The 5,183-nt window shown below is 52.1% G+C and carries 7 protein-coding genes; 2 read left to right on the top strand and 5 right to left on the bottom strand.

What is annotated here, in order from left to right:
- A partial coding sequence (locus ACYZYZ_RS09115; RefSeq protein WP_461484037.1) for an ornithine cyclodeaminase family protein occupies positions 1–1,001 on the top strand: 1,001 nt, incomplete at its 5' end.
- A gap of 39 nt (positions 1,002–1,040) precedes the next feature.
- Entirely contained in the window at positions 1,041–1,463 is a 423-nt protein-coding gene (locus ACYZYZ_RS09120; protein ID WP_461484038.1) for a pilin, read from the top strand.
- Positions 1,464–1,470: 7 nt separating this feature from the next.
- Here ACYZYZ_RS09120 and ACYZYZ_RS09125 read toward each other — a convergent pair whose 3' ends face one another.
- The 5 genes from ACYZYZ_RS09125 to ACYZYZ_RS09145 all read right to left on the bottom strand — a co-directional run bounded on the left by ACYZYZ_RS09125 (position 1,471) and on the right by ACYZYZ_RS09145 (position 5,122).
- On the bottom strand, positions 1,471–2,265 hold the full coding sequence (locus ACYZYZ_RS09125) for a GNAT family N-acetyltransferase (protein ID WP_461484039.1): 795 nt from the start codon (positions 2,263–2,265) through the stop codon (positions 1,471–1,473).
- Between the two features lie 86 nt (positions 2,266–2,351).
- On the bottom strand, positions 2,352–2,846 hold the full coding sequence (locus tag ACYZYZ_RS09130) for a SixA phosphatase family protein (RefSeq protein ID WP_461484040.1): 495 nt from the start codon (positions 2,844–2,846) through the stop codon (positions 2,352–2,354).
- 15 nt (positions 2,847–2,861) lie between these two features.
- Positions 2,862–3,260: a diacylglycerol kinase gene (locus tag ACYZYZ_RS09135; RefSeq protein WP_461484041.1), complete on the bottom strand. Its 399-nt coding sequence runs from the start codon at positions 3,258–3,260 to the stop codon at positions 2,862–2,864.
- Between the two features lie 12 nt (positions 3,261–3,272).
- Positions 3,273–4,289 carry a glycosyltransferase family 4 protein gene (locus ACYZYZ_RS09140; protein WP_461484042.1) on the bottom strand — a complete coding sequence of 339 codons (1,017 nt, stop codon included), beginning with the start codon at positions 4,287–4,289 and terminating at the stop codon, positions 3,273–3,275.
- 32 nt (positions 4,290–4,321) lie between these two features.
- Positions 4,322–5,122, bottom strand: a complete 801-nt coding sequence (locus tag ACYZYZ_RS09145) for a UDP-2,3-diacylglucosamine diphosphatase (protein ID WP_461484043.1) — start codon at positions 5,120–5,122, stop codon at positions 4,322–4,324.
- Between the last annotated feature and the right edge of the window lie 61 nt (positions 5,123–5,183).

A 5,183-nucleotide genomic window follows, 5' to 3' on the forward strand; every position in this document is an offset into this window, starting at 1 on the left:
TAATGGCGTTGTATCTGACTGAATCTGAAGTTCGCAAAGCGTTGGATATGCCGCTGGCGATTGCAGCGGTAGAGGATGCGCACCGTGCCTTAACAGAGGGGCGGGCCCAGGATCTGCCTCGGCAACGGACGCGGACCCCGAAACTGGCATTGCATCTGCTGCAGGCCAGTTATACCGATCAGTCAGGTGTGTCTGTCACAGGTTTTAAAGCCTACACCAGCAGCCGTGCAGGTAATCGTTTTCTGATTCATCTTTATGACGGTGCAAGTGGCGCATTACGCGCCATGATTTCTGCAGATTTGCTGGGCATGATCCGTACGGGTGCCGCATCGGGTGTGGCCTCTCGCTGGTTAGCCAACCCTCATGCGCACGAGTTGGCGATTTTCGGGTCAGGTTGGCAAGCAGAAGGCCACCTTGCCGCGCAGTTATCGGTGCTGCCAATCGAAAAAGTTTCTGTCATTGCCCGGAATACTGAAAAAAGGGATGCATTTGTGGCAAGGATGCAGCAAGAGTTTCCCGATCGACTGATCGTATCGGTGTCTATGGATGCCGCCGCCGATGCTGTGGGTGCTGCGGATGTGGTGGGCACCATTACGACCAGTAGTTCACCTGTATTGCAAGCAGAATGGGTGAATCCGGGTACACACCTCAATGCAGCTGGTAGCAATGCGCTGATTCGTCGCGAGTTACCGGAGGATCTCATCCGTAAAGGCTGCCCGATCGTGGTGGATACCGTGGAAACGGCATTGCGGGAGTCGGGTGATCTATTGCCATTGCTAGAGAAAGGGCGTTTGCTGCCTCGGCAATTAATCGAGCTTGGTGATGTTATTACCGGTCGTGTGCAGATCAACCCCAATACACAAGGTATCAGCATCTTTGAATCCCAGGGTTTGGCGGTTCAGGATATGGCGGTTGCGCTGAAGGTGCTGGAACGTGCCATCGAGCGAGGGCTGGGCACTGAGTTACCCATCGCTTTTGCGGCGGATGCCGCGATGCGTTAAGATGCCCCTAGGACTTTAAGGTTTTTATTGGAGATATGTATGCGCAATTCGTTGCAAGCAGGTTTTACCCTGATCGAGCTGATGGTTGTGATTGCCATCGTAGGTATTCTTGGTGCTGTAGCACTGCCTGCTTATCAGAACTATACGATTCGCGCTAAAGTCTCTGAAGGTCTGCTTGCAGCCTCCGCCTGTAAGGTATCGGTGACAGAGGCTGTGCAGAGTGGCGCCACCAGCGTACCGAATAATCTGTGTTCGGGTAGTACTCAATATGTTGAAAGTGTTACATCAGGCGGAAATGCCAGCAGTGCGACAGTGACCGTCGCATTGAAGGGTATTGATAAAAATGTGGATGGTAAGACCATCGTTTATACCGGTACCGTAGCCAATGCGACCATTACCGGCTGGACGTGTACGACAGCCCTTGAGCAGAAATACGTACCCTCGGGCTGTACGGGTAAGTAGTCCCCAATTAAACCGCATGCTCGCCCAGAAAGTGGCGGGCATAGCGGGGATGCAGTTCGGATAGCCGCATAAGTGTCAGAAAATCAGCGGTATTGAAATCCGCATCCCAGGCCGGTGCACCACAGATCTTTGCACCCAGGCGAAGGTAGCCTTTAACGAGTGGCGGCGGTTCCACATTGAGGCCCTGGTTCAAGCTTTCTACCGGGAGTGCCAGGCGGGGAAAGGCTCGGTACTCGATGTCTGCCAGATGCGTCTCGCAAAGCTTGTGATACAGGCTCGCTGCGTAGTGGCCGCCATCTGCCATCGACACACTGGCACAACCCAGCATGCTTTCGTAACCACCAGACACCATATAGCGACCGATGCCGCTCCAGAGCGCCATGATGACACTCCCCGTGCGGTAGTCCTGGTGGACACATGAGCGACCTAACTCGATCATTTTGGGGCGTAGATGGGCAAGACGGGTGAGATCAAACTCTGTTTCAGAATATAGGCTACCGAGTTTGCTTGCCTGGTGAGGGGTGAGCACCCGATAGGTGCCGACGACACGTAGTGTTTCCTCGTCACGCACGATCAGGTGATCACACCAGGCATCGAACAGATCCTGATCCAGGCCGTCCTTTGCCTTAGGCAGGCAAGCGCCCATTTCTTCCACAAAGACTTTGTAGCGCAACCGCTGTGCTTCTTCAACTTCGTCCTGATGCCGTGCCCATGAAATATGCAGCGAGGGCGCTTGTACAGGCTTACCCTGCAGGGTTTGCTCGATAATCACGGATGATGCTGTTGTTGTCTTTTCCGACATGAGAGTCCTCTGTGGGTCTGAAGCTAAAGGAACTCTATCGGTTGTCAATGACGCACATGTGACGTCTTGGTGACAAATCGATGACGTTAGGGTGGTGTGATCAAATCCGGTGGCATTACAAGACGGAGCACCGTTTGAGCTTTTTCCTGATCTTCCTGCTTGCGTAGACGGTGAGACAGCCACCAGATGGCAGATTTTTTGACAGACCAATCCTGTTCCTGGCCGGAGAGCAGGAGGCTGGCAACCCGACCCAACCAAGGTTGATGGCCAACGACAATGATATCTTTACCCTGTGGCCAGTTAATTGCAGCAAGCACGTGGCTAGTATCGGCCAAAGGGCAAAGCTCCGGAATGATCTCCGGTTTATCTGTGAAGGTTTTTGCCGTCTGAAGCGCGCGCAATGCCGGACTGGTTATGATGCTGAAGTCACGTTTTAGGTTTTTTTTGAGCCATCGAGCCGTGGAAGCGGCTTGTTGCTGGCCACGTTCGGTAAGTTGACGCTCCAGGTCGCGTTTACAGCCAGGTGTAACAGGTGTGCCAAGATCAATGGCTTCGGCATGACGCCATAAAATCAGATTCATTATGCTTCTACTAAGTCAGTTAAAAAATACAGGATAGAAAAGTGTTGCCCAAACGCTGCCACAGAAAAGCAGTGAAATTAGTACGGCAGCACTGCCATAATCCTTGGCGCGCTTGGAAAGACTGTGCGCTTCGAAGGAGATTCGGTCAATCGCTGCCTCAATGCCTGAATTAACAAGCTCAATCATCAAGACCAGTAAGAGGCTGCCCACGAGAATTAATCGCTCTGTCGGTGTAAACGGATAGGCGAATGCCCATGGTGTCATGAGAATAGCGAGAACCAGTTCCTGGCGGAATGCGCTTTCTTCGCGTAGTGCAAACCAGAGGCCCTGCAGTGAATGACCAGTCGCTAGCCAGACACGCTTGAGTCCACGGTTTCCTTTATGCGGGTTCTTTGCCGGATCGTAATCGATCAAAGTTGTGCCACCTTAAACGGTCTGCTTGTCACGGTTAATTGGATGAAGGTGTTTTATGAACTGTTGGGTTGCTGCACCCCAGGAGAATTTCTGAGCATGCGCGACCGCATCCTCACGTTTCAGTGTTAAGGCATCTAGGCAAGCCTGGCGCAAATCATCATTTAAAGCACCTGCAGGCGCATTACCGATAACATCGAGTGGTCCGGTCACCGGGTAAGCAGCAATTGGCAAGCCACAGGCCATGGCTTCAAGCAGCACTAAACCAAAGGTGTCGGTTTTGCTGGGAAACACGAATACGTCTGCTGATGAATACACTTCGGCAAGCTCATGCTGATTCAAGACCCCCATGAAATTGGTCTTGGGATATTTCGCACGAAGTGCGGCAAGCGCGGGGCCTTCACCGGCAACCCATTTTGATCCAGGTAGATCCAGTTCGAGAAAGGCCTCGATATTTTTCTCGACAGCAACACGCCCCACGTACAAAAAGATGGGTGGCCGGGTACCGAGCCGCTGTACTTTACGTGGTGAAAAGATATTGAGTTCAACACCTCGGCTCCACAAAACGACATTTTTGAAGCCGACCCGTTCCAGATCTTTTTTGACGACTTCTGTGGGTGCCATGACAGCCTCTGCAGAGCCGTGGAACCATTGGAGATATCGGTAAGTCCATCCTAATGGGATTCGCAGTCTGGCATGGACGTATTCAGGAAACCGTGTGTGGTAAGCCGTGGTAAATGGAAACCCGTTCTTCACTGCCCAGCGCCGAGCAGCTAACCCCAGTGGGCCTTCCGTCGCAATATGAAGAGCATCAGGTTTAAAGGCTTCGATGCGCTCAACGACGCGTCTTTTGGGTAGGAGAGAGAGTTGTATGTCAGGATACGTTGGACATGGGACTGTTTTAAATTCGAGCGGTGACAGAATATCGAGGGTATGACCCAGTTGCTGTAGTTCGCGCCGTGTCGATTTTAATGTGCGTACAACACCGTTCACCTGGGGCTCCCAGGCATCCGTGACGATCAGGATATGCATGCTTTTTCCTTCGCTCGATGACAAAATACGTCCTAGGCTCGTGCAGAGCGTTCCTGATGTAGGCTAGGTAGGTTCAAAGGAGCTTCTACCCGACGATTCCAGTGAATAATCTGCAAGTTGCCTTCAAAGTCCTCGGCCAGTGCGGTGAGGCTTTCTACCCAGTCTCCATCGTTGGCATAAAGGATGCCGTTGATTTCCCGGATTTCTGCTTTATGGATGTGACCGCAGACAACACCATCGCATTCGCGTCGACGCGCTTCCTCGGTCATCACATGTTCGAAGGCCGAAATGAAATTGACCGCATTTTTTACCTGGTGCTTGAGATATTGAGAAAGTGACCAGTAGGGTAGCCCCATGCGGACGCGGATCGCGTTAAACCAGCGGTTCAGTTTGAGAATCAAGGTATAGGCGCTGTCACCCACATAGGCTAGCCAGCGGGCATGCTGCATCACACCGTCAAAAAGATCACCATGAGTAATCCATAGACGCTTACCATTGGCTAGCGTATGGATGGCGTCTTCAAGGACTTCGATTTCCCCAAAACTCAAGCCAATAAACTGGCGGACACTTTCGTCGTGGTTGCCCGGGATGAATACAACCCGGGTACCTTTGCGGCCCTTGCGCAATATCTTCTGAACGATATCGTTGTGGGTTTGCGGCCAGAACCACCCCTTTTTGAGATGCCAGCCGTCTAGGATGTCGCCGACGAGATACAGCGTATCTGATTCATGTGTTCGCAGGAAGTCTAGCAGATAGTTCGCCTGACACCCCGGAGTGCCCAGATGCACGTCTGAGATCCAGATCGTGCGAAATCGATGTTCTTGATTTTCCACGATCCGGATTAAGCCCGAATCTTGTGACGCTGGTTTTAAATCTATGTGACGCTTGTGTTAA

Origin of the sequence: Porticoccus sp. (genome assembly GCA_023261185.1) — a bacterium.
Taxonomy (GTDB): Bacteria; Pseudomonadota; Gammaproteobacteria; order Pseudomonadales; family Porticoccaceae; genus Porticoccus; species Porticoccus litoralis.